The sequence below is a fragment of the Photobacterium ganghwense genome (assembly GCF_003025595.1).
Classification (GTDB): domain Bacteria; phylum Pseudomonadota; class Gammaproteobacteria; order Enterobacterales; family Vibrionaceae; genus Photobacterium; species Photobacterium ganghwense.
In genome coordinates, this window is record NZ_PYMI01000002.1 from 634,946 (window position 1) to 659,254 (window position 24,309).

23 protein-coding genes are annotated in these 24,309 nt (G+C 47.1%); 15 read left to right on the forward strand and 8 right to left on the reverse strand.

Features of this window, described 5'->3' with window-relative positions; translation table 11 throughout:
• Positions 1-70 precede the first annotated feature (70 nt).
• Positions 71-991 (forward strand): AraC family transcriptional regulator, encoded by a 921-nt coding sequence (locus tag C9I92_RS08720; protein ID WP_047884673.1) that lies wholly within the window; start codon positions 71-73, stop codon positions 989-991.
• Here the strand turns inward: C9I92_RS08720 and C9I92_RS08725 are convergent.
• Positions 970-2,406, reverse strand: a complete 1,437-nt coding sequence (locus C9I92_RS08725; protein WP_249037522.1) for an aminotransferase-like domain-containing protein — start codon at positions 2,404-2,406, stop codon at positions 970-972. The genes C9I92_RS08720 and C9I92_RS08725 overlap by 22 nt on opposite strands.
• Positions 2,407-2,639: 233 nt before the next feature.
• On the opposite strand from C9I92_RS08725, the gene C9I92_RS08730 reads away from it, so the two are divergent.
• Together C9I92_RS08730 and C9I92_RS08735 are read left to right on the forward strand one after the other, a co-directional pair.
• Positions 2,640-3,623 (forward strand): EamA family transporter, encoded by a 984-nt coding sequence (locus tag C9I92_RS08730; RefSeq protein WP_084712519.1) that lies wholly within the window; start codon positions 2,640-2,642, stop codon positions 3,621-3,623.
• Positions 3,624-3,829: 206 nt separating this feature from the next.
• Positions 3,830-4,732 carry a DMT family transporter gene (locus tag C9I92_RS08735; protein ID WP_047884671.1) on the forward strand — a complete coding sequence of 301 codons (903 nt, stop codon included), beginning with the start codon at positions 3,830-3,832 and terminating at the stop codon, positions 4,730-4,732.
• A 120-nt stretch (positions 4,733-4,852) separates the two neighbouring features.
• Here the strand turns inward: C9I92_RS08735 and C9I92_RS08740 are convergent, their stop codons facing one another.
• Entirely contained in the window at positions 4,853-5,503 is a 651-nt protein-coding gene (locus tag C9I92_RS08740) for a DsbA family oxidoreductase (protein ID WP_047884670.1), read from the reverse strand.
• A gap of 360 nt (positions 5,504-5,863) precedes the next feature.
• Entirely contained in the window at positions 5,864-6,175 is a 312-nt protein-coding gene (locus C9I92_RS08745; RefSeq protein WP_047884669.1) for a hypothetical protein, read from the reverse strand.
• A 402-nt stretch (positions 6,176-6,577) separates the two neighbouring features.
• On the opposite strand from C9I92_RS08745, the gene C9I92_RS08750 reads away from it, so the two are divergent.
• Positions 6,578-7,063, forward strand: a complete 486-nt coding sequence (locus C9I92_RS08750; RefSeq protein WP_047884668.1) for a putative signal transducing protein — start codon at positions 6,578-6,580, stop codon at positions 7,061-7,063.
• Between the two features lie 97 nt (positions 7,064-7,160).
• On the opposite strand, the gene C9I92_RS08755 is transcribed toward C9I92_RS08750, so the two are convergent.
• Entirely contained in the window at positions 7,161-8,594 is a 1,434-nt protein-coding gene (locus C9I92_RS08755; RefSeq protein WP_047884667.1) for a Na+/H+ antiporter NhaC family protein, read from the reverse strand.
• Positions 8,595-8,603: 9 nt separating this feature from the next.
• Positions 8,604-9,752 (reverse strand): trans-sulfuration enzyme family protein, encoded by a 1,149-nt coding sequence (locus C9I92_RS08760; RefSeq protein WP_047884666.1) that lies wholly within the window; start codon positions 9,750-9,752, stop codon positions 8,604-8,606.
• A 679-nt stretch (positions 9,753-10,431) separates the two neighbouring features.
• Between C9I92_RS08760 and C9I92_RS08765 the strand changes: the two genes are divergently transcribed.
• Together C9I92_RS08765 and C9I92_RS08770 are read left to right on the forward strand one after the other, a co-directional pair.
• Positions 10,432-10,827 carry an H-NS family histone-like protein gene (locus C9I92_RS08765; RefSeq protein WP_047884665.1) on the forward strand — a complete coding sequence of 132 codons (396 nt, stop codon included), beginning with the start codon at positions 10,432-10,434 and terminating at the stop codon, positions 10,825-10,827.
• 151 nt (positions 10,828-10,978) lie between these two features.
• Positions 10,979-11,332 carry a VOC family protein gene (locus tag C9I92_RS08770; protein ID WP_047884664.1) on the forward strand — a complete coding sequence of 118 codons (354 nt, stop codon included), beginning with the start codon at positions 10,979-10,981 and terminating at the stop codon, positions 11,330-11,332.
• 235 nt (positions 11,333-11,567) lie between these two features.
• Here the strand turns inward: C9I92_RS08770 and C9I92_RS08775 are convergent, their stop codons facing one another.
• Both C9I92_RS08775 and C9I92_RS08780 read right to left on the reverse strand, forming a co-directional pair.
• Positions 11,568-12,545: a nucleoside hydrolase gene (locus C9I92_RS08775; RefSeq protein ID WP_047884663.1), complete on the reverse strand. Its 978-nt coding sequence runs from the start codon at positions 12,543-12,545 to the stop codon at positions 11,568-11,570.
• 252 nt (positions 12,546-12,797) lie between these two features.
• Positions 12,798-13,517, reverse strand: coding sequence for an SDR family oxidoreductase (locus C9I92_RS08780; RefSeq protein WP_047884662.1), 720 nt, complete (start codon positions 13,515-13,517; stop codon positions 12,798-12,800).
• 157 nt (positions 13,518-13,674) lie between these two features.
• Here C9I92_RS08780 and C9I92_RS08785 point away from each other — a divergent pair, with 157 nt between their 5' ends.
• The 9 genes from C9I92_RS08785 to C9I92_RS08825 all read left to right on the forward strand — a co-directional run bounded on the left by C9I92_RS08785 (position 13,675) and on the right by C9I92_RS08825 (position 22,907).
• The gene (locus tag C9I92_RS08785; RefSeq protein ID WP_047884661.1) at positions 13,675-14,577 is read left to right on the forward strand and encodes a LysR family transcriptional regulator; all 903 of its coding nucleotides are present in this window, start codon (positions 13,675-13,677) and stop codon (positions 14,575-14,577) included.
• 94 nt (positions 14,578-14,671) lie between these two features.
• Complete coding sequence (locus tag C9I92_RS08790; protein WP_047884660.1) at positions 14,672-15,202, forward strand: hypothetical protein; 531 nt, start codon at positions 14,672-14,674, stop codon at positions 15,200-15,202.
• A gap of 806 nt (positions 15,203-16,008) precedes the next feature.
• Positions 16,009-16,857 carry a hypothetical protein gene (locus C9I92_RS08795; RefSeq protein WP_146149678.1) on the forward strand — a complete coding sequence of 283 codons (849 nt, stop codon included), beginning with the start codon at positions 16,009-16,011 and terminating at the stop codon, positions 16,855-16,857.
• A 5-nt stretch (positions 16,858-16,862) separates the two neighbouring features.
• Positions 16,863-17,555 (forward strand): hypothetical protein, encoded by a 693-nt coding sequence (locus C9I92_RS08800; RefSeq protein ID WP_047884658.1) that lies wholly within the window; start codon positions 16,863-16,865, stop codon positions 17,553-17,555.
• Entirely contained in the window at positions 17,555-18,733 is a 1,179-nt protein-coding gene (locus tag C9I92_RS08805; RefSeq protein ID WP_047884657.1) for a hypothetical protein, read from the forward strand. Before C9I92_RS08800 ends, C9I92_RS08805 begins: the two co-directional genes overlap by 1 nt.
• A complete protein-coding gene (locus C9I92_RS08810) occupies positions 18,715-20,115 on the forward strand; it encodes a hypothetical protein (protein ID WP_047884656.1) in 1,401 nt (466 codons plus the stop codon). The genes C9I92_RS08805 and C9I92_RS08810 overlap by 19 nt, the downstream gene beginning before the upstream one ends.
• 21 nt (positions 20,116-20,136) lie before the next feature.
• Positions 20,137-21,438: a hypothetical protein gene (locus C9I92_RS08815; protein WP_047884655.1), complete on the forward strand. Its 1,302-nt coding sequence runs from the start codon at positions 20,137-20,139 to the stop codon at positions 21,436-21,438.
• A 130-nt stretch (positions 21,439-21,568) separates the two neighbouring features.
• Positions 21,569-22,201 (forward strand): hypothetical protein, encoded by a 633-nt coding sequence (locus tag C9I92_RS08820; RefSeq protein ID WP_146149679.1) that lies wholly within the window; start codon positions 21,569-21,571, stop codon positions 22,199-22,201.
• Between the two features lie 85 nt (positions 22,202-22,286).
• Entirely contained in the window at positions 22,287-22,907 is a 621-nt protein-coding gene (locus C9I92_RS08825; protein WP_047884653.1) for a hypothetical protein, read from the forward strand.
• Between the two features lie 118 nt (positions 22,908-23,025).
• Here the strand turns inward: C9I92_RS08825 and C9I92_RS08830 are convergent, their stop codons facing one another.
• Positions 23,026-24,303, reverse strand: coding sequence for an NRAMP family divalent metal transporter (locus C9I92_RS08830; RefSeq protein WP_084712518.1), 1,278 nt, complete (start codon positions 24,301-24,303; stop codon positions 23,026-23,028).
• Between the last annotated feature and the right edge of the window lie 6 nt (positions 24,304-24,309).

Here is a 24,309-nt window from a genome sequence, read left to right on the forward strand (position 1 = left end):
CTGCTTTGAAAACAAAGACATGTTACAATTTGCACTTGATGTCCGTATAAGGCTGTAAAGACACTAAACCATGCTAACCCGCCAAGATGTGCCCGCGAATGAATTTATAGCCAGCCAACCCGATCAGGTTGTGTGGGCCAAAGTGATAGGGATGCCGAAAGGCTGGGTAGACAGTTGGCATCACCATACCTGGCATCAATTGATTTTTCCGGTAAAAGGGGTCGTGCAGACTCAAGCAACAGATGTAACCTCAGTTATAAAATCAGCACAAATAACAGAAGCAACAAAAGCGACTGAAGCCGCCGGGTGCTATTCACCTTTATCTTCATATCTGCAACAGAAACGGCAATTTCTGGTGCCGCATACGTCGGCGCTGTTTGTTCCGGCAGGGGTTCGTCATGAGTCAGTGGCGCTGACAGAAACACGCTTTATTGGCTTGTATATTAATCCGTCGTTTGGTCGCCGCTACAGTGATCGACTAAAACCAGTTTCGATGACGCCGTTTTTGAAGTCGCTGATTCTGCTATTACATCAGGAATGCCAGAAGTGGGACAACGGGTTACACTCTCAGAACGATGAAGAACGCGATAAGCGGCTGCGTTTACTGGATGTGCTGTATGATCAGGTTCATCAGGAAGAGTCATATTCCTACAGTTTGCTCATCCCCCAAGACAGGCGAATCAGACAGATTTTTGACCAGTTAACTGACGCCCCTTCTCTGGACTGGTCGTTGGCCAAATGGGGGGCGGTTGTTGGCGCCTCAGAGCGGACACTGTCTCGTCTTTTTGTTAAAGAATTCAATACTTCTTTTGCCCTGTGGCGACAGCAGCTGCGTCTGATTTATTCCTTATCCTTGCTAGATGCCGGTGTGCCGGTACAGGCTGTTGCACATCAGGTCGGGTATCAGAATGACTCATCCTACATCAAAGCATTTAAGATCCGATTTGGAATAACCCCCGGCCAGTTTTGTCAGTCGTCTGAGGTAATGTGACGTCGAATAATCGCGATCAGTGTCTGCAATTCTTCTTTGACCGCCTCATTGAGCGGATATCCGATATTAATCCGGAGACAATCCTGATAGAGCGAGAGCGAAGTAAACAACGGCCCAAGGCGAATGTCGACCTTGTGTTTTTGGAGATCCTGCTCCATTGCCTTTACATCCAGCCCCGGGATTTGTAACCAGAGTACAATGCCGCCTTGCGGTTGGCTGATACGGCTGTTTTTCGGCAGGTGCTGGCGAAGGAAGTCGCTGTATCGCTGCTTTTGGCCTAAAAGCTGAATCTGTTTTTTCCTGAGCAGACGAGTGTAGGCCCCGGTTTCGATAGCATCTGCAATCGCCAGCTGGATTTGAGTGGCAACGCCAAACGATCCGGCAGAAAATTTAGCCAGATATATTTCAAGATACCTTCCCGGCAGACACCAGCCCAACCGGTAGCTAGGTGACAAGGTTTTAGACACCGACCCACACCACAGAATATACCCCTCGTCGTCATAATATTTGGCTGGCAGAACAAACTCACCCATGTGCGATAACTCTAGGTAGACATCGTCTTCAATAATGGGGGTTTGGTAGTGATTCGCGAGTTTTGCTAGGTGCTTTTTTTGCTCAACGGACATGGTAATGCCCTGCGGATTCATAAATGTTGTGCTGAACAGCCCCGCCTGAACATTTCCCGCTTTCAGATGAAATTCCAACTGTGCCAAGTCAATGCCTTCGTCCAATGACGGGATTTCGACAATGTTCAGTGACATTTGCGCCAGCAACTCCAGCAGGCCATTGAAACAGGGGGAGTTGATGGCTACGGCATCACCAGGCCGGGTACAGGTTTCCAGCGCGGCTTTGATTGCCGACAGACAGCCATGGCTGATGACCAGCTCTCCAGCCTGAAAAGGAAAGCCTTGCTGGGTAAAGTGGTTGGCCAGTGCCTGACGCAGTGAGATTTCGCCCTGATAGTCGGGGTAGCGGGACAATCGGTCGCCGATCCGTCTTATCGCACGGCGAAAGCTGGTTTCCATTTCACGTACCGCCTGCTCATCCAGTGGAGAAAACGAGACGCCGAGAGGACCATGTTCAAAGACGGTTTGTGCCGGTTTTGGGGTGGAGACCTGGCTGACAAACTGGCTCCATTGCGGATAGGGATGCGACGAATCTTGGGGTAATTCGGCTGAGGAGATGTAAAAGCCAGACTGAGGACGGGCTGAAATCCAACCCAATGACTTGAGTTCTTCATAACAGCTGACAGCCGTCGAGATGCTGACCTGCTGTTGTCGGGCAAACTGACGAAGCGAGGGCATGCGGGTTCCCGGCTTTAAGCGTCCGGCATGAATATCGGCAACAAACTTGTTAGCTAACTGCTTGTATCTCGGTGACTTTGCGCCTGATTGTTCATTCATTACGTCACTCATCACGTGTTTTATCCCTATCTCATCATGCTTGCTTTGGCGTGTTTTTTGCCGCGTGCCTGGTAGCGGCAACCAGTGTGCTGCCCGTTTGTTGTCATGGAAGTACATCCTGGTTTTAGTTCACGGTTTAGCAACTGTACTGGTTTTGTTTTTAAAAATTGTATCTGTACCGGTTGATATGAACAAGCCACACTACCGTTATTCCAACAATAAAAATGCAGAGAAAGGGAGGGAGTATGGCTCGTAAAGATTTAGGTTTGGTGGTGTTGGTAATGCTGATATGGGGGTTCAACTTCTCCATGATCAAAATGGGGGTGACAGATGTTGATCCTTTACTGGTGGTGGCCGCGCGTTTTTCGTTGGCCGTGTTTCCAATCATCTTTTTTATTCCCAAGCCAGATGTCTCGTGGCGGTATTTATTCAGCTACGGTGTGGTGTTTGGTGTGGGTGTCTGGGGAATGGCGTCGTGGTCAATCACGGCCGGCGTTTCTTCTGGCATGACATCGGTACTTCTTCAGTCCAACGTGCTGTTCAGTATTTTGGTTGGGGTTCTCGTCTACAAAGAGTCCATGAGTCGTAACAAGGCGATTGGAAGCGTATTGGCGATGGCGGGATTGGTGATATCCATTATCGGGACTCAGGGGAATATCACCCCATTTGGTCTGGCACTGGTATTAATGGCCAGTATCTCCTGGCCCATCGTCAGCATGATAGTGAAGAAAGCCAATGTGAAACAGGTTTTTGCTTTTAATGTGTGGGGGATGCTGTTTGCGCCGCTGCCGTTGGTCGGGCTCAGCATCGGATTAAACGGTACTGACGTTCTGGTTCAAGCCTACCAGGCGTGGGATGGTTCGACGACAGTGGCTGTGTTGTTTCAGGCTTACCCGACCACCTTGTTTGGTTACTGGTTGTGGAACAGGATGCTGCTGAAATATCCGATGAGCACAGTGGTACCGCTGAACTTATTGGTGCCGGTGTTTGGTGTGCTCAGTGGCTGGCTGATCTATGACGAGGTGTTGTCGGTAACACAAATTGCGGCGTCGTGCGTGTTCCTGGCCGGTATTCTGTTGATCACCCTTAAGCCAAAAGCAGCAAGGACTGTTCCGGCTAAAACGGATGACGACATGGCTACTTATAACAAGGCTAGTTATGACAGAGCTAGTTATGACAAAGTCAGTTGCGACAAGACCAGCCTGGCGCAAGCCATCGCCCGTGATTAAGCAATGTATAACTGAGCGTTTCCCGGTGTCTTTGCCGATGCCGGGAAACTGGACGTAAGACGCTGCGAACACGACGGATTTGAACATTACCCTGTGAGCATCGGGTAATGGATAAAAACAATGATGATAATGAACAAATGCTATTTTCGAAGCGTCGTGACTCAGTAGGAAATCGGCATCAAGGCAGATAAGACAGGGAAGAAAAGATGAAAGTATACGGTGCGTTACTGGCGGTGCTGGCGGCCATATTGAATGGCACAGTGGGTTTGTTCAGTGTCAGTTTGTTCCAAATGGGGATGCCGTCCGAAGCGGTGGCCTTTTATAAATGCTTGATTGCATTGATAACCATCGGGTGTCTGTTGTTGGTCACCGGTCAATTCCGAGCTTGGTTACGGTACATCAGACAATACTGGAAGCACACGGCGATCTGCGCGTTTTTTGGATTTTTTGTACTCTACTACTTTGAAACGTCCGCCTACCAGTACATCAACGTCGCGGTAGTCGTGTTCTGTTTATTTGGCGCGTCTACAGTTGCAACCTTCTTGCTTAATGCTGCGCTGGAACGTCGTTGGATTAACCGACATGAAATGATAGCGATGTTACTGGCAATTTTGGGGCTGTATCTTGTGTTTGTTGATACTCGTGCGCTGGCAGAGCATGGGGAATATGGGTTATTTCTCGCGGTAGTCGCGGGGCTGGGGTATGCCTGTTTTCTGGTTCTGACCAAAAAACTTGGCTTAGGCGGTGGCCTGATACCGGTAGGTACGTTACTGATTTTCGGTGTGGTGTACCTGTTTGTTCCTTTTACGTTGCAAGGCTGGAGTCTTCCGACAGGTTTAGGGTTGTATTTCCTGATGATGCTTGCACTGCTACCGACGATTGGCGGCTTTTGGTGTACCACGCAATCCCTAACGTTGATCGGCAGTCAGTCTGTTCAGCTGATTGAACTAACTGAGCCTATTTTTGCACTAATCATTGGTTTTATTTTTCTGGGACAACTGGTCACCGGACCACAAATGTTGGGAGGCGGGTTGATTCTTTTATCGATTGTCATCCATGAATGTAAAGTGCTCGATATCTGGCGAAGTACCCGGGCAAGTCAGCTCTAAACCAGAAAGAAAGGGCACTGAATACCGTGGGTTATACCGTGGTTGCCCTTTCTGATAAATACGGTGAGCGCGTTGCTTTCGGCTCGGGATATGAAGCTGTTGGTACTGTTAAAGCCGTTACTACTCTGAAGTTGACAGGAATTCTTCGAGCAACTGCTTATAGACCTCAACCGGCTGCGCGCCAGTCAGGGCATCGGTTTGATTAAATACCACAGTCGGGACTGAAGAAACACCAAGTTGACGGAGCTGCTCCACAGTGGCCTCCAGCTCATTGATACTCTGTGGGTCATCCAGCTTTGAAAGAGCCGAAAGGGTATCCAGACCAACAGCGGTGAGTGCTTCGCTTAAAACTGAGCGGTTAGAGATATCTTTGCGCTCGGAAAAGAAGGCCGAAAACAGGCGCATTGCCAGCTCCGTCTGTTTGCCTAACTCGCTGGCATAGCCCAGCAGGATATGTGCGTCGCGAGTATTCACCGTTTTCATTTCATCAAAGTAATCAAACTGAAAACCGATTTCTGCTCCCAGTTGGGTTAGGTGACTACGGGCATGCACACTTTCCGCCGTGCTGGCCCCATATTTTTTGGCCAGGTGTTCACGCAAGTTTTCCCCTTCCGGCGGAATATGCGGATTAAGCTGAAAAGGTTGCCAGACGATGGTGACCTTATCCTCAGCCCCCAGCTCTTCTATAGCCCGTGTCAGGCGTTGAAAGCCGATGATGCACCAAGGGCAAACGACATCGGAAATGATGTCTATCCGGAGTTTTTCAGCCATTTAATACGATTCCTTTATCTTATTGGGAAGGGGGCAGGGGCTCGGTGACCTGTACGTGCTCGCAACATAATCGCTACGCGGATAAGTGGGACCCCTTTGGCTTTGCCATATTAGTTTTTCTGTTTTGGCGTTGAAATACGGGTGTTGCCATATTGTTACACCATCATGCCTGCAACGACATAAAATTGAAAGGATCACTTGATGTAGGCGAATGGATTCTGGGCGGCCTAAAGAGGTTCAAAAAACAAATAAATTGTTCAGCTTAGGTTAAGATTTTATCTTATTAATCCCATTTTATATTAGGGTTAATTGCGCCTTTTCATCCATGAAAAGGCATATTTACAGGCGCTAACATCATGATTATTTTTTATTTACGCTATGGAAAGCCGTTCGGGTATATTCATTACCATCTGTGGTCACAGCTTTAAATTTCACTGAGCTTGAGTGGTTCATGGCAAGTGGAATAAATACGCGACCCGTTTCATCGGTATTGAATGATGAAAGACTTTGTGGTTGGTTTTCTACCGAAATCACTGAATTTGCAGCAGGTTTTCCATTTTCGGTGACTTTAATCCAGGCGCCGTTTTCGCTATCTGTCACCTGAATGTCAGCATAAGACAGTGATGAAACAGACAGTAATACAGCAGCAAGAGTTAGGCTAACTTTTTTCATAATAATTTCTCCAATATTGCTTTAGGTTATTATATTCAGCGAGTGTTCAGAATGGTTGAGTTTATTCATTCTCATATCGCTGTCTGAAATTTATATTATTCCTGTTTGTCGCTGTGATAAAGGTCAATATTTGAATCAAGTCGTTCTGAATTTTTGAACAATAATATTGAACGTAGGGTTAATCACGTTTCATAATTTCATATAAAAATCATTTAATCGTTGTGAATCTGATAGTTAGAGAAAAATAAAGGTTCACGGAAAAATGCCGGTTACGCCGTAAGCACAATGTGACCGGAAAGTAGGGGCAGCACCTCGTTAAGGTTTAAGCGGACAGATATCCTGTGTGTCAGCAGTAGATCCCTGATAAGCTTACGATTAGTCATTTCGGCACGGAGAAAACCAATGAAAGTGGTTGCCCGTTTTTCATTTCCTCATGAAGCCCACCTCGCAAAGACGAATCTGGAGGCGGCTGGCATAGAAAGTACCCTGGCAGATGAGCATACGGTTAATATGCAATGGCTTTATTCTGACGCCATTGGCGGGGTTCGCTTGTTGGTGGAAGATTCTGACGCCGAAGCGGCATTGACCATCTTGCAGGCTGACTTTTCTGAATGTCTGGATGATGGAGCCAATGTGTTTGAGGTTGATGCGTTTGAGGCTGATGCATCTGGTGTTATGGCGGCCGGGGTAAGAGCTTCAGGGCAGAGGGTGTCAGATGAACGTGACAGCTGCCCCTGTTGTGGCAGCACTCAGCTTGTTCCATACACTAAAGGTAAAAAAACGGCCTTTGTCGTTTTTCTGTTGTTAGGATTTCCGCTTTTCTTCTATCAGCACGGTTATCAATGCAAGTCTTGCGGGGCGTTCTCAAAGGTCTTGGATAAGTCATAAAAAAGCCGCTCTCTATGGAGAGCGGCTCTGCAACGTGAGTTCTGCCCTATATCTGCATGTAATACTGCAATCCATCGACATCTGCCAAATTCGGTGGCTACCCGAGCGATATCCAGCCAAATACCGCAAAGCAGAGGGTAGCGGCCATACCGGTCAACAGCACATAGGGGAATTGAGTTCTGATGTGGTCGACATGGTCATTACCGGTCGCCATGGATGAAACAATCCCGGTGTCACTGATAGGGGATGTCATGTCACCAAAAATGGAGCCTGAAATCGCCGCGCCTATCATCAGATGCGGGTCGATACCGGTTGCAGCACTGATCTGCACGCCGATAGGGATCATGATCGCGAACGTACCCCATGACGTGCCAGTTGCCAGCGACATCAGTGCAGCAATCAGGAATACAAAGCTGGCCGAAAAGCCGGCGGGTAGTACTCCCTCTATGCTCTGAGTGATGTATTGCCCGGTGTGCAGTTCGGCTGACAGATTACCCATCAGAAAGGCCAGTGTCATGATCGCACCCAGTGGCATCATCGAGGAGTATCCGGCCAGCAGGTGTGTGAAAAACTCATCCACAGTCAGGATGTTACGGCAGAGAAAGTAGACAAAAGATACTGCCGTGCCAGCCATGACTGCCCAGAAAACCGCCGTTGAACCTGAACCATGGGCAATATTACCATCACCGGTGATATATAACCCAATGGGTACCATGATGACGGTGGTGGCCAGTGGAATGACAAAGTTCAGTGGATGGCCACGGCTGTCTGACGTTATAAGTTCCACGTCATCGTGCCCGGCAATCGGAAATGCACCATCCCGCAGGGCTTTGCCGCTGGCAGCACGGCGGTCGGCCACGGCCATTGGCCCCCAGGATTTCTGACTGAAAATGTAAAACAGAACGCTGGCCAGTGAAAACCACGCCATCAGGTTATACGGGATGGAATGCAGGAGAATGTTGAAAGGTTCACCTTGCAGGAAACCGTTGCTGATCTGCACCCCGATAATGGCCATCATAGCGGCACCCCAGCCATTCATCATGACACTGGAGCAGCTCGATACACAGGATGACTGAATGATATACGCCATTTTCTCTCGGGAAATGTTATATCGGCTGGCGAGATCCCGCGTAACTGTGCCTGCTGACATCAGTGATATGGAGCTTTCAATGAAGATCAGCATTGTGGTGATCATTGCCAGTAGCTGGACAGCGTAGCGGTTATTGATGACATTGGCCTTCTCTGTCAGCCAGTGCACCATGCCTTGTGTACCACCGGTTACCTGAACCAGCCGAATAATGCCGCCAACCATGAAACAGAACAATATGGAGCGTGTATTTCCGGCAGATGCAAACACATCAATGATATTGTCCAGGGTATGCTGAACGCCAACCAGCGGATTAAAGTCCGCCATGACGGTATAGCCGACCAATGCCCCCGCCAATAACGAGAGAATGACCTGACGGGTTAACACTGCCAGGGTAATGGTTACCAGTGGGGTGATAACGGTCCAGATTCCGTAATCTTGCATGACTTACCCTCAGCGCAGTGCGCTTTCAAGATCAGCCAGCAGATCCTGAATATCTTCAATGCCGACCGACAGGCGCAGAGTGGTGTCATAAACGCCAATGGCTTCTCGCTCTTCCGGTGTCATTGAGCCATGGGACATGGAAGCTGAATGGTTCAGCATGCTTTCCACACCTCCGAGTGACTCTGCCAGCACGAAATACTGCAGTTTACCAATAAAGTGTTTAGTTGTTTCCACATCGCCTTTCAGGCGTACTGTGACTACGGCACCACCGGATCGCATTTGTTTCTTGCACAGTGCATGCTGAGGATGGCTTTCCAGACCCGGATAATGTACATCCGCCACCTTTGGGTGAGACTCCAGAAAACGAGCAACCTCCAGCGCATTGCTGCATTGACGCTCCATACGCAATGCCAGGGTTTTCATACCACGCAGTGCCAGATAGGCATCAAACGGTGAGGCAATGGCCCCGACGGTGGTTTTGATGAAGTCTAGTTCTTTCGCCAGATCGTCGCGGTTGGTAATCAGGGCACCGCCAATCAAATCCGAATGTCCGCCAATGTACTTGCTGGTGGAAAGCATCACGATATCCGCACCCAGCGTCAGTGGAGTTTGGTTCCAGGCACTGGCAAAGGTGTTGTCGACGCAGGTCAGCAGATCATGCTGTTTAGCCAACTGGCATACAGCTTCAATATCAACCAGCTCTAGTAGTGGGTTGGTCGGGGTTTCAATCCAGATCATTTTTGTTTCAGGGCGAATGGATTGTTTGACCTGATCCAGATCATTCAGGTCAATATAGTCAACACTGAGCTGATTATTCTGTTTACGCAGTCGCTCAAACAAACGATAGGTGCCACCATAAACTCCTTTCATTGCAATAATGTGGGAACCATGAGGCAGGAGTTCGATGGCCAGCGCGGTTGCTGCCATCCCTGAAGCCGTAGCCGTGGCATAGCAGCCTTGCTCTAAATCAGCCAGCGCAGTTTCGTAGGCATGACGGGTCGGGTTACTGACACGAGAATAGGCGAACTCTCCCCCTTCGTGCAGGTTTGGCTGAATGAAGCTGCTGGCTGTATAAATGGGTGAGAATAAAGCGTTATGACCAGCGTCTTGTTGATGGCCACCATGGACCGCGAGGGTAGAAATATGTTTACTTTTCATGACTGGGAAACCTGTGTGTCTGAATCTTAATCGATTGCGAAAACGGAGTTGTCGCCGCGGACAACGATAAGCAGTTAGGTGAGATATTCAATCATATTATTTTGAACATCAAGGGCTTAAATAGCATTTTGTTCTAATATAGAAAGTAATCAGTATGCGTTCAATTATCACACAAATATGGGGTTTTATGAACGTAAGGGAGTATCAATTCCGTTCTGAGAATGTGATGTTAAGCCACTTCTGAATTAAGAAAAGCAGGTGCAGAAACTATCAACTTGAATTTTGTCCATCAGAATGTCTGAGTTCAATAGGGAAAGCACTTGTTTTTTCCTTTGAACGATGGTGTTTTTCTGGGGCTTCATTCAGCATGTAAGCGAAAGTGAACTCCGCAAATTTTATTCCATGCAGACTTTGTATAGCTCAACTGACATCAAGGAGCATCTGCAGTAGTTCGGAACCGACGCATCAAGTCATTTAATTGGGAAGGCGATGGAATCCATTGTGTCCTGAACAAAGAGAAACGGTTCAACGGCAACGTGAGAAGATCACACATTAATAGTTCAGAGAATAATGAAAAAATAATGGGGAAATTTAATTAACGGTGAAATGAAAAAGATAATAGTCGTCAGAGTGAACTATCGTTATAATACCATTTTCCTTTCTGAAAGAATTAATAATAATGAGCGACGTTATCCAAACATTGTTAAACCTGCGTTCCCTTCGTGCGACCGCTCGTGAAATGACCTTAGAAGAGTTACAAGAGGGCCTACAGAAGCTTCAGTCTGTTGTCGCTGAGCGTGAAGAAGCGGAAGCGGAAGAGCGCGCAAAAAATAAAGAGCGCGAGCAGAAACTGCAAGCGTACCGCGATATGCTGGCTGCTGAAGGTATTTCTCCTGAAGAGCTTCTGGCAATGCTGGACGAAGCACCAAAATCAAAGCGTGCGCCACGCCCTGCAAAATACAAATTTATGGTTGATGGCGAAGAGCGTACCTGGACTGGCCAGGGTCGTATGCCAGCACCACTGAAAGAAGCAATCGAAAAAGAAGGTAAGTCGCTGGACGATTTCCTGATCTAATTTCATAAAGCCCCTTTCGCAGGGGCTTTATTCTATTATCTCGTTGCATATACTTTAGTACCTACACAGGTAGTAGACGGTGCAATCACGCCTTTTTAAAACTTGATTGTTTTTCTATTTGAATGTTGTCCTTAGCGTATTAAGGAGAATCATGATCCCTTCAGCTTTATTAATTCATGTTCCGGATGTTCAGGTCGGATTAGTCTGGTATCAACAGGCGTTTCCCGAAGCAGAAATGATTTATTTACCCGAATTTGACTTTACGGTACTCAACCTGGGCGGGTTTTCTTTGGAAATTGTGCAGGCGGATGAAAAAGTGGGGAATGGAAAAATGGGAACCGTACTCTATTGGCGCGTTTCTTCACTCAATGAGGCGATTGCACATTTTACGTCGTTGGGGGCGACTGTGTATCGGGGACCAATGTGTATTGAAAACGGATTGTCGATGTGTCAGGTGCTGGATCCATTCGGGAATTTGATTGGTTTACGTGGAACACTCAGCTGATTTAGTGCCTTAGTTTTACTCTCTTCGTTGGTCATCATGCGTTTTGAAACGGCGGACGAGAAGGGAAAGAGAGATGAAAGATAAGAAGTAATACTGAGAATAGGGAAAGGTGAATAGAGAAACCGGCGGATAATAAAAACAAATGAAAATAAACACCGCAGTTAAGGCGATGCTTGATATGGCAGTAAAGTAAAACAGGGAACCTATGTCCCCTGTTTGAACGTGATCAGCTTTGCTACCCCTGACGCTTGTTTTCATAGCCAATAATGGCTTCGCGGTATAGGTTTAACAGCGCTGGTTCATTGACTCCAACGCCTACGTTCTGACTCGGCATGTCTTTCCAATCATCGGTTTGATAACGGCGGCCATCAAATTTTTGCAGCGTCATTCCTTCGCCCGGACCTTCTGTCATCACCCGAATCGGTCCTTTGCGTAACGTGAAAAGATCAGGCTGAATCACATAGGCAATCGCCGAAGGGTCGTGCACGTGGCAGCCATTGAGCCCCAGTTTATTGGCGTAGAAACGCAGGTAATAACGGCTGACATCCCAGATAAATTGACCCACCTCACCGCCTTCATCCCTGAGTGCATCCAGGTACTCAGCGGAGAAAAAGCTTTCTTCGGTGACATCCAGCCCCAACACGACCACTGGCCAGTCAGCTGTCATCACTTTATCCGCAGCATGCGGGTCATCGTGAATATTGGCTTCAGCGAACGGGGTGACATTACCACGGTGATCGTTCATTCCAAAAGCCCCACCCATAATGACTACTTCTTTAACCAGGGTGGTGATTTCAGGCGCGGCATCCAGTGCTAAGGCGAAGTTGGTCAAAGGGCCGACTGCGACCAGCGTGATTTCTCCCGGGGACGCTTTTACGGTATCAATGATGTACTGATATGCCGGACGAGGATCGGCCTTGGTATGTTGAGGCTCGCTGGCATTCAGATCCCCAAATCCTGTTTCACCATGAACCACAACTGTCGGACCCACAGGTGGACGAACTAAAGCTTTTTCTGCGCCTTTGGCGACATCGCAACGGAAACCAAAGCGTTCTTTCAGGTACAACGCATTACGGGTGCCGTTTTCGATAGTAGCATTACCGTAAACCGTTGTAATACCTACTAAATCAATATCAGGATGCGCTTCGGCAAACAGGATGGCCATTGCATCGTCGATACCCGGATCGGTATCTAGAATAATTTTCTTACTCATAGGAGATGTTAGCTTTTATGTTCAGGTACAGAGAACGGCATGGTATCGCGTTTATCGGGGTTATCCTGTGATGATGGTCACGTGGCTGTGATAATTTGTGAAAATTGGTGTGGGGATTTGTGAAGCTGTCGATGAGATAAACGCAGTATCTTCTGTTATCTATCAGAGTGACGCCGGGTTAGATTTGGCATGAATCATGGTTACAAAGGCTCTGGCATACCAATTAAAGGCTGCCAGAGCGCAGATTTGTGTTTAAGGCTGTTGTTTCGTTGGTGCCAGTGCTATCTCACGGATACAGACATTTTGTGGCTGCTGATAAGCAAACAAGACAGCTCGAGCCACGTCATCGGCCGCTAAAACGCCCCCCATTTCTTCCTTCCACGCATCATAGTCGTCTTTGATCGACTGTGAGGATGTATGTGACAGCAACTCGGTTTCAACTGCGCCTGGGGCGATTGTTGTTACGCGCACATTGCTGGCGGCGACTTCTTCCCGAACGTTTTCTGAAATGGCATGAACAGCGAACTTCGTGCCGCAGTAGGCAGCATGATCTGGGAAGGTTTTCTTACCGGCAATGGAACTGATATTGATGATGGTCCCTCTGTTGCGGGCTTTCATAGGAGCAAGCACCGCCTGCATACCGTTCAACAGACCCAGGACATTGACATCAAACATGCGTTTCCATTCAGATGCGTCCTGTGAATCAATCTGGCCAAGTAACATCACGCCAGCGTTGTTGATTAAGGCATCTGCCGGGCCATACTGCGCTTCTGCCTTTTGAATAGCAACCTCGAAACTGGCTTGGTCAGTGACATCTACCTGCTCGCAGAGGGTATGTGGCAAGCCCATGGCCTGAAGCCGTTCAACACGACGAGCCAGCAGCAGCAATGGGTGCCCCTGTGTGCTGAAGTGGCGAGCGATAGCTTCACCAATACCTGAACTTGCGCCGGTGATAACGATCAATGCTTTCATTTAGTGTCCTTAATCATTTTGATGATTTGTCAGCCTGAACAGCATGTTGGCTGCAATAAATGAAGTGTAGATAAATCATCATTGTTGATATATATCGCATAGGTTGAAACACTGTTGTTCAGCTGCAACAATCAGAGCAGTTAGGGAGTATCTTGAGATGATCAATCACATTAATCTGGCGGACATTCGATCCTTTGTGCTTATTGCACAATTGGGGAACTTTACTAAGGCGGCAGAAGTGCTGAATGTTTCCCGGTCGCATGTTTCCCGGCAAATCAGTCAGCTGGAAACAGAGATGGGGGTGACATTACTTATCCGGACAACACGTACCCTCAAACTGACTGATGCAGGACGGCATTTTTATCAGCAATGCGAAGGGGCGCTGAACAACATTGATCAGGCACTCTTGGCTGCGGTTGATGATGTCAACGAAGTTAAAGGTAAAATCCGAATCAACTGTGTCGGGGGGTATCTCGGAGAAGATGTCATCGCGCACATTGTGTCAGAGTTTATGCTGCTGCACCCGGATGTGGATATTCATCTGGATTTCAGCAGTCATCGCGTAGATTTGATTGAAGATGATTTCGACATTGCGTTTCGGATGGGAAAACTCGACGACGCCGGTTTTGTTGCCAGAAAATTACTGGATGTGAGTATGAACACGCTCGCTAGTCCCGAATATATCAGCCAATATGGTCGACCAACGCACCCTAAAGATTTGATACATCATCGTTGCCTGACCGGTACCGTAAAGCGATGGAGCTACGTTAGCCTCGATACAGGACAGCAAACTGAAGTGACGGTCAATGGTCCGCTATTGTGCCGGAACGGGCGCGTCCTGGTGAAAGGAGCATTAGCCGGTAATGGGATTATCCGTGTCCCGAGTTGCTATTGCCAGCAGGAGATTGATGCAGGAAAGCTGGTGGAAGTGTTTGATAAATGGACGATTCCGACGGTAGAGTTTTCTGCTATTTATCATCAGGACAAATATCAGCCTACACGGTTGCGGGCATTTATTGCGTTTACCAAGTCGTACTTTGAACGCCATCCCCTCTTGTAATGCCACTTTTAGGAGACCAGCAAAAAGAAACCGAGAACACGAGGTCAGGCTATACTCTCAGGCATCAGGAGAAAAAACAGAGGGTTGCCCTTTGATGCCGGAAGACAGCCTCGCGGTGCTTTATCAACATGCGCGTCAGGCGCTGGATGATGAGCTGAAATACCAACTGCACCTGGACAAGAAAGCCGCAGGATTGTTGGGGGTGCACTCCGCCGTTATTGCAGGTTTCACTGTGCTGGTGTTTTTGGCTGCAGCGGTCTTCTTTCCTCCATCTGACGTATTAAGTTGGGTGGCCACCATTACAGTTGTTTTTACCTATGCGGCACTGCTTTCAGCATGGAGCTTTTTGTTTCGCACGCTCAGGCCGAGATGTGATTATGGGTTAGATCTACCACCAACCTGGCTGAACGAAATTAAGCAATATGGTTATGAGGCCAATGCTGAGTTAGCGTTGGCTCGTTGCTATGAAGTTTGGCAGCAAACCCGGAAAGGCAATGCAGCACGCATGCAATTGCTGAATATGGCGTATCACGAAATTGTTTTTTCAGCATGGCTGATTGCTATCTCACTACTGTTTTTGCTGGTGACCAATTTCTTTGACCCGTTTATATCTTCGGGTCAGTGAGTGATATAGCTACCTATTCATACTTTTTTTCAGTGGATTTTTATTTTATCAGCATGCAGTCATGGCCGGTTCCCTCAGCAAGGGAAAACTTGCGATGGCTTTGTTTACTCACCGGCACATACTCAGAGTCTTAGTCTATTCTCATGGTTTTTCTGTTCTGTATCGAACATATTCTTCCCTGTTAAATATGGTTGTTAATGGTAAGTAACTGCTGTGATGGATAGAAATAGGTGTTGTGTGAAGAACAAATTTAAATTTACCCCATAGGAAAAATTAAAAGGCGGTAGTGTAGAACTATTATCGGATAATTTTTGCCCGTTTATTTAATGATGAATCGTAAAATATTAGACATTTTCTTAAAGCATCTTACTTAAGCTGTACTTTATTTGAACTTTTGAATGATGTTTTTTTGATTAAAGTAAATTTAGATCACAAAAATGATTTATTCAATAATAAGCCTATACCCTAAGTGGTATTCATAAAGTTGCGATTAACTTTTAATGAACATAGTTTTTATTGTCACGATGAAATATCACTTAAAGCCGCTTTTACTCTGTGCTGAGAGATGTGAATGACGTGGTTTGACCTCTTGGTTATGGGAGCGATGTCAAACTTTTGGCGTTTGTTGGTGAATGATTATGCTGATTATCTATTGATAATCATGAAGATAGTTGTTTGCAGTGTCGTTGAATATTAGGTACATTTTTCTGCGGCTATCTCCTTGAGTAATAATAATTGTGAAGCATTTAATAAAGCGGCTATTTCTGCCGTTAATTTCTTTATGCCTCCTGGGTACGAATACACCGGTGATCGCAGATGACTATTTGTTCGTGAAAGGTATAGGGGAAAATGAGAAAGAAGCTATATCAGATGCAAGGGAGCAATTAGCTCTTCAGGTCTATAGCCAAGTTGAAGTTGCAGAGCGAAATACTCAGGTGAAACTGAACGATGTGGTTGAAAGCAGTTATGCTTTCGAATCCAGTGTGAAGTCATTGCCTGTCCAAATTGGTTTAATGCAAGTTATTAATAAGGAATGCGATAACTTGGGTTGTGAGTACCAATATAAAGTTAATAAGACGCAGTGGATAAATGCCTTAGAGCATGAAGTTGCCGCAAACCATGTGTTAATCCGAGACTTTTTAACTGTAAATGACAACCAGTTATGGTCGTCATTATTGCGTATTAAACATGCACAGGAAAAGTTACAGCAAACTAAAATGTGGTTGAAAGTACTGGGGTCGCTGTCGGGGAATACTTCTTCGCCGCTTCTATCCGACCAGTCGGAACTGACTCAGCTTTCTTATGAATTAGAAAAACGAATTCCGGTCGAAATTCGTTCCTCAGCAGATTTATTATCTGTACAGGCAGCAGAAACACTGTCGCAGCTATTGGAAGCTACAGGCAAAGGAAAACTGATTGTTTACATTAAAAGTAAGCAAAAGCAAGGGCATAAAAATAATAAATACATGGCCAAGCTAGCGCTGACTTTTCAAGTTTTTGAAGCCAATAACCCTGGAGTGGTTGTTGGGCAAAAAACGCTGACGGAGATAGGTGACTCTCCGCAGAGTGTTGAGCATGCCATTCGCCATGCCCGACAAAAACTGATGATACAAATAAAAAATAACTCAATATATTCACTGTTACACAAAGGATAAAGGTAATGTTCAAAAAGACATTAGTGGCTGGTTTTATGGTTTCGGTTCTGGCGGGTTGTTCTTCAATCCCGGGTTTTGAAACAGCAACGGTAGACCGCACAAAGCTGAATCAGGAACTGAAAACAAACTGTAAAGAGCTGGGTAAAGATTTCACTAAAGTCTCTTATGCCGTAGATAATGTCTCTAAAGTCATGGTGTCTATTCAGGAGCGCCAGTGTGATGTGCTGTCTGACTACCGCACTATGGCGAACAAGCACGGTGATGTAGCGGGTTTCCTTGAAGTGAATGCAGATAAATCTGATGAAGAACTGCGTGTAGCAATGGATGAGTTCGACAAAGGTAAACCTCAGCGTAAGAAAATCCGTCCGCAGGTTGAAGCATACAAAAAAGCTTCCGATGGTATCTTCAGAAAGAACGTAAAACTGGCGGCAGATATTGCCCTTCAGGCTGGTGAAATTGCGTTGATCGCAAAAGATCACGCGACGCTGATTGCAAAAGAGTCAGGTACAAGTGTTATTACGAACCTGATGTCAGCAGCAGAAGAGGCCGAAGTTGTTCCTGTAGTCGAAGCTTACAATGAAATGAAAGCGCGTATGGATCTGGTTGTTGATGCTAACAAACTGATCATGATGGATAAGAGCACTATCGATCAACTTGAGAAACTGGATAGCGTGGTAGCTGACAAAGCGAGATCGTAATGAAAGTGACCAAACTAGCAGGTTTGATGACAGTAGCGCTCGCTTTGGCCGGCTGTCAGACTAACCAGGGAAGCCAGAGTTATTCGGTCGAAAGTAATGCTGGTAATTCTTCGTTGATCATTGGTAAATCTGCGCACGACTTTACTGACAGCGATATTGAAGTCCCTGCTTTTTTCAACACGCAGGGGCTGCAGTTCTGCACGTATGAGGCGACTGAAAAAGACAGTCGCTGCCCGTTAGCCAAGAAAACTATCCGTATGTATTTCGGTGATGTGAAAACAGACGTGAGCGCAAGTTTGCGCGGCAAGTCTGCTGATGTGTTTAATAGTATGCACTCAAACATTGCCAAATTCAGTTCAAAGGCGCTGGAAAATACACTGGAAAACCAGTTTGCTGGCGTGAACCGTTTTCGAATTGTGACGCGTGACAACGATGCGGTAAATCTGGCTATGGAAGAAATTCTGGCTGATGAAGGGGCGGTGAATGTTGCTCGGAAAAAGTCAGCTCTCGGGCGCTTGTCGACAGATTATTTAATAAAAGTGGATGTGCTGAAAACCGGTGATATGTTGTTTGGTTCGACTCAATCACTGTTTCAGACATCCATGGAAATGTCGACGGGTGTGATTGATCCTTATACCAAAGAGAAGGTTAGTTACCCGAACCTTGGCAAAATCCGCGTTTCTAACTTTGACGTTCGCGATCGTGACAGCTATACCACCGTCATTGCAAATGGTAGTTACTATCGCGGCTTCAACTACGAAAGCGGTAAGGACGTCAACGCGGTGATGAATGAAATGGCCTCTCGTGGCTTTGATATCATGCTAACGCGTTTGCTTAAAGAGATGCCGGCTACTGCACAGGTTATGGGCGTGAAAGGGGATCGTATTTCTCTGGATCGTGGTCAGAATGCGGGTGTACTGCCAAATGAAACCATGGTTGTGTTTGAATACAGCGCCGGTTTTGTTGAACCTATTGGTGTGGCAACTGTTAATCCGAGCAAGCAAAGTGCCCAAGGCAAAATGGTGCGTTGGAAAGACAGTGATACCGCTGATGATGTTCGGGACTCAGCAGAAAAAGGCATCTATCGCCCAGATCGTCAGCGTCGATTGTTCGCTGTCAGCGTGGGTGTTCCAATGGAATTCATGAAGGAACGTAGTACATGGGCACCAAAAAGCTGACGCAAGGCTTTGCCCTGAGTAGCTTATTTGTGTGCATGAGTACCTCTGCGATTGAACTTGATAAGAGCCAGTCTACACTGGCTCTTATTGAAACGGGCTGTGCCTATGGGCGCGGCGCGGCGGCGGTTGAAGCCGCAAAAGCAGATGGCCTAAACCAATTACGGCTGTTTCTTCAGGGTGAATCTTCCCTCTCTCTATCATCTTCTGATAATGAACTGTTTAATGACAGTTACAGCGAATCTCAGCGCGAAACACTGGTCTCTGGAATTTCTCAGGGTCTTGTTAAGGCGGACTTTGGTCAACCTGAAATTCAGGGCGATGATACTTGCGTGACCGTTCGTATTGCACCGACAGCGTCTAATAATGAGGATGATTTTGGCGATGATGTTGAATGGTCTGACGCACCAACGATGTCAGTTGTTGTTACCGGCGAAGGGCAGCATGATGCCCAGACTGGACTGACAGCAAGGCAAGTGGCAGAGCAGGATGCTTTTCGGCGCGCGATTAGTCAGGTGCTGGGCGTTATGGTGAAGTCCGGGTACTTACAACAGTCTTATTCCGAGATGTCGGCCACATCTGCTAGTGATGATTTCAACCTTGTTGAAGTGGCGCGCCAGTCTTTGTCAATGCAGTCGCAGGGAATGATCACTGGGTGGAGCGAGATTTCACAACAGCGTTTAGCGAATGGAACGGTCACTGTAACGCTGGATGTGACTGTGGAACGTGAACAGGTTGAGAGTCGTATCGCTCGGTTGATCAGTAGCCTTGGGCGTCCGTCAGTCTACATTAATGCTCGGCTGCCGGTGGTGAAAACGACCTTTAGCACAGCGTTAGCCGATATGGGTTTTAACCTGTCGTCACAGCCTGCTCAGGCCAGCATTATTCTCAATGTGAGAGAGCAGGAGAAAGTCACCCCTTCAGGTTTACAGCTCGAAATGGCTGCGTCTGTCGTAGACAGGGCCGGTAATCAGTACAGTTCCTGGCGAAATGATCCGACATTTATGACCTTGCCCAATAAGCCCGGCATGCTCAATGAACTGGCAGCAATTCATCTTGCAGTGGAAGACAATCAGCATGCGCTTAAAGCACAGTTGCATCAGGCAGTGCAAAAAATGGCTATGCAAGGTGGGCCTGTACGTGAGTTGATTTTCTCTCAAAAGGCTGCTGGTCAGCAAGGTAGGCTCTACAGCTTGTTAAGTGCGATTCATGGTGTGTCTGATGTGAAGCTAAAAAGTCAGTCCGGAAAGGTGGTGGTTCAGTTGCGTTCAATGAGCGATGCCGGAGACTTGGCTCAATATATAGAACCGTCATTACAAACCCATCAGCCTGGTTACCAATCCCGAATGACCGTTCTGAATGAATATCAACTCAGTGTGCTGTGATGTAATCACACAGGATTAATCATGTTTAAAAAAACGTTTTTGTCACTGGTAGTGGCAAGTTCAATGAACTTTGCCAATGCCAGTGTAGATTTTGATCTCGACGATTTGGTACCGGCGACAGCTTCAGCAGAAGCTACTCAGGCGGTTGATACCAGTGACGTAAAAGACGTTGCTGGGGTGATTGTTGCTGAAAATCCTAAGGCTGCTGTTTTATTGGCGCACCAGAGCCTAATCGAAGATGAGGAAGACGGTGTGAAAATGATCGCTGTCAGCTCAGGTGTGGGCATTTTGTCAACCGGTTCTGCCAGTTACGAAACGTATGAAAACCGTAATGCGACTTTGTTGTCAAAACGTGCCGCATATATGAAGGCATTTCAAATTGCGAAGAAGCAACTGGTAGAGAACATGGATGGCATGAACAACGCATGTGCGACTGCCATGACTGAAGTTACTGATGCCATTGATACGGCGACTGAAAGTGTTGCAAATACCACCAGCCTGTCCAGCGATAATTGTGCTGAATCGGTGCAAGGGGCACTGGCCGGATATGTCACGTTTGATGTTTATGACGATCCCACTGAAAAATTGGTACGAGTCAGTTTGATTTCGACACCAAAAACTCGGGAGCAAACAAAGCGGAAGGTTGGAGCATTAACGCAGACTACTGAGCCGAATGCCATCTTCAAACAAATCATTGCTGATCTGCAGGCTGGAGTGATGCCACCTGTTGGTGCCAAAGTTATTACTAATATGGAAACTGGTGAGTCTTTTGTGCTTGGGTTTGGCTCATCCATTATTCGCGAAAACAAGAACAAGTCCGTACAACGTAAGCTGCTGGGGGTTGCGAAATCTCAAGCGCAGGCAAAAGCCCGAAATGGCCTGATTGCGGTGATGAAAGGTGAGCAAATTTATTGGGAGGGTGGGTTTACGGAAAATCAACTGGAGCAGAATGAACAGTTTGAATATCCGGTAGACAGCGTTAACCCTGCTGATGCCAAAGTGCTTGCGGAAGACAAACACACGTTCATGAATAACCTAAAACATGCAGAATCTTACAAGTCATTTGCCGCCGGTAAAGTGCCGCCGGGTGTTTCGGTGAAAACCTTTAAAAGTACTGATGGTGACTGGATGCTGGCGGTTGCTGTGTATGCGCCATCACTGGAGGCTGTTGCAAAAAAAGCGGCGGCAGAAAATGACCAGCGAGTCCGCGAAGGTAAAACCGTTGGCACGACCCACCGTATTCAATCATCCGGTGGTTTAACAGAAGATGGAAACCATTCTCAAGGGCCATCAGGTCAGGTTAGTCGTGTAAATGATCTGTAATCCCCGAATCATGTTGGTAGGCATTTTGTGCCTGCCAACATGGCTTAGCGCTTCGCCTGATTTAAGTGAATCCTCTTGGCAGTTTGCGGGTACCCGTTACCGTGTTTTGAGCAGCAATGAAAAGGTGTCTGTGATTGCGCAACGAGAGTTCGGTTTAGCGATTGATCAAATGAAATCGTTGTGCCGGAAAGGGTTAGGGTTAACGCTCAGGCAACGGTATGAAGCGCAATTACTGGCAAAGGGATTAATCACTGAAACGCTAAGCGATTGGCCAATGGCGAATCTCCGTTACCGCATCTCCGACATTCACTATCAGCAGGTATCAACCCAAATGGCGGGCTGTTCTGCGACGGTAGCGGATACCGGCGAAGGGGTAAATTTGCACCTGACGGCACTGAACTATGCTTTTGTGTATTTTCAGAGCCATCAATCTGAATCTTTATACCGATTGCTGCCTTATCTGATGGAACAACCTGATGTCTCAATGGATGCGGCTAGCTTGGTAGCACTGGCACTAAGCAAACATGATCAGCCGAAAGCCGTTCACTACTTTGAAAAATATGTTGACGTTTCTGCTATGAAAGATGACCGGATACAGCTTGAGCTGGCATCCTGGCTTTTTCGGAATGAGAACTATGATGTTGCACTGGAGATTACAGAGCAATGTCAAAGCACGCATTGTCGAGAACTGTCGTTGGATATCGAAGAACGGCTACTCGAAAAAGAACAGGCATCAGCGGCTGATCTGTCTTCTTATTTTTGACATTGAACTGGCGGGTGAACGATAAGTTCAGCCATGCCTGCTTTCTAACGATTTACTGACGGCGTATTACTTTTAGGAACACAATATGAACAAAACAAACGTATTTGCCACAGCGGTACTGGCGATGACTCTGGCAGGCTGTGCTTCAAATGATGCTAATCAGGCAAATAACAGTAACATCACGAATATGCCTGAATGGGTGATGAACCCGGTATCGGCTAATGGCTTTGCCGCTTCGAACTGTGTCGTAAGTTCTGGTAACTTTTCTATTGATCGTAACCATGCGATTTCGTTGGCTCGTAATACCCTGGCGCAGAATATGCAGTTGAAAGCCAGCATACTTGAAAAGTCATACCAGAAGATGGAAAGTGCATCTGGCATGACAACATCCGGTACTTCGTTTGAGCAAGTTGCGAAACAAGTGGCAAGTGTTTCACTGACAAAAAGCCAGGTTGAGAAAGTCGCTATCGTGAACATTGCTGGCAAAGATCAGGTTTGTGCTCTGGTGACAATTCCGAAAGTAGAAGCTGAACAACAGTTTAAAGCTGCAATGATGAAAGTTCCAGGCATGAATCCAATGACTCAGGATCATTTGTATAAAGAGTTTGTCAGCCAGAAAACAGCAAAAGAGCTGGAAGCTCAAGTAAAATCACTGTCCAGTGAACAGGCAGTTTCTGCAGTACAAAATATGTCAGCTGAAGGGTAATGACATTACTTAGTAAGAAAAAACCGCTCTAATGAGCGGTCTTTTTCTATGCAACACCTGATTATCATGACGCATTAGACGATTTGTTTTTAATGTGTCCAACGTCTGGTATGCAGCGTTATTTGATGAACATGTTGTAAAGCGTATACAGGCTCATGGCGGCCATCATTGCTGTAATCAACCAGCCCACAACCGACATCCAGACGGGGTGTTCATAGTTGCCGATGATGGCTTTCTTACGAGCGGCAACCAGCATAGTGCCAAGGGTAACGGGCAGAATGAAACCGTTCAGCGCACCAGCAATAATCAGTAGCGCGACCGGTTTGCCCACAAAACAGAAGATCATGGTGGAAGTCACAATAAAACCGATGATGCAGGCGCTTGAGTGTTTTTCAATAGCCGGGTGCAGGGTCTTGAGGAAAGATACAGATGTATACGCCGCCCCGATAACCGAGGTGATGGCTGCCGCCCAAAGCACCAGACCAAACAGTTTGTACCCGACATTACCTGCAGCATGCTGGAACATAGAAGCCGGTGGATTGCTTGGATCCAGTGTCACGCCCTGGCTGATGACGCCCAGCGCGGCCAGAAACAGGACGATACGAACCAGAGAGGCGAGGCTGATTGCTGAAATCGAGCCACGGTTGACCTGTGGCAGGGCTTCCTGACCGGTGACTCCGGCATCAATCAGGCGGTGTGCGCCGGCAAAAGTGATATATCCACCAACCGTACCACCCACTAGTGTAACAATAGCAATCACATCCACATTTTCTGGCCAGACAGAGCGATACAGCGCTTCACCCACAGGCGGTTCGGTGGAGAATAGCACGTACAGTGTCATGGCAATCAGTGCACCACCCATCAGAATGGTAAAGCGGTCCATGATTTTACCGGCGTCTTTCAGCAGGAAGATAGTTACCGCAATAACAGCACTGATTGCAGCGCCGACAATCGGTGACAGGGAAGGGAATAGCACATTCATGCCCATTCCTGCACCGCCAACGTTACCGATGTTGAATGCCAGTCCACCCAGGGCAACGGCACCTGCAATAGCAAAACCCAGTCCCGGTAGCAGCTCATTGGCAATATCCTGAGCCCGTTTTCTGGCCACAACGATTACCCGCCAGATGTTAAGTTGTGCACCAATATCGAGCAGGATGGAAACTAAAATGACGAAGGCAAAACTGGCCCCAAGGGTTTGGGTAAAGACGGTAGTTTGGGTCAGAAAGCCGGGGCCAACGGCAGAGGTTGCCATCAGGAAAGCGGCGCCCATGATGAGCGACCAGTTAAAACCGGAACGTGATTCTGAACTTGATCCTGAACGTGGTTTGGCAGTGGCAGACATCGCTGATGCTGACGATCCGCCTGTCTGAGTGATCACTTTTTCTGATGCCATAAGTCT